Source organism: Methanocalculus natronophilus, from assembly GCF_038751955.1.
GTDB lineage: Archaea > Halobacteriota > Methanomicrobia > Methanomicrobiales > Methanocorpusculaceae > Methanocalculus > Methanocalculus natronophilus.
In genome coordinates, this window is the sequence record NZ_JBCEXH010000142.1 from 1 (window position 1) to 501 (window position 501).

At 29.3% G+C, this 501-nt stretch carries 1 protein-coding gene; it reads right to left on the minus strand.

What is annotated here, in order from left to right; translation table 11 throughout:
* Positions 1-288 precede the first annotated feature (288 nt).
* Positions 289-501, minus strand: a 213-nt coding sequence (locus ABCO64_RS10915; protein WP_343089504.1) for a hypothetical protein, incomplete at its 5' end; no start/stop codon positions are given.

The following is a 501-nucleotide window of genomic DNA, read 5'->3' on the forward strand; positions in this document are numbered from 1 at the left end:
TATTGGTTATTTGGAATTAGTCGCATCTTTAACCATACACGTGTTAACTCAAAAGTACCACCTTTAACATTAGACCTTATTTTTTCAAGATCAAATGTATCTGATACTTTTACAGTTGCAACAATATTGACGATGTCCATGAATTATTATTATAAGGTTAATAATTTATATTAATATTTGATTATTTTAGCTATTGAAATAATATTGTAAAGGAAACTTTAACCAAATTTAAGTTGATACAAATAAAAATTATAAACGTATAGTTTACTTTTATTCATCAAAACCAAGTCAAACAAAGAAAATAACTTTCTGTACTGCATCAATTGGGTCATCATAAAAAGAAAGCTGAAACTTGCTTAATATCTCAGGGGGTACAGTACCTAATTTTGACGTAGAGGCTGCAGGCAATAATATCTTTTTAGCACCTGCATCGAGACATACCTGGAATATATTACCAAGATTTTCTATTGGATTGATCGAACCACCTATTGTCATATCACC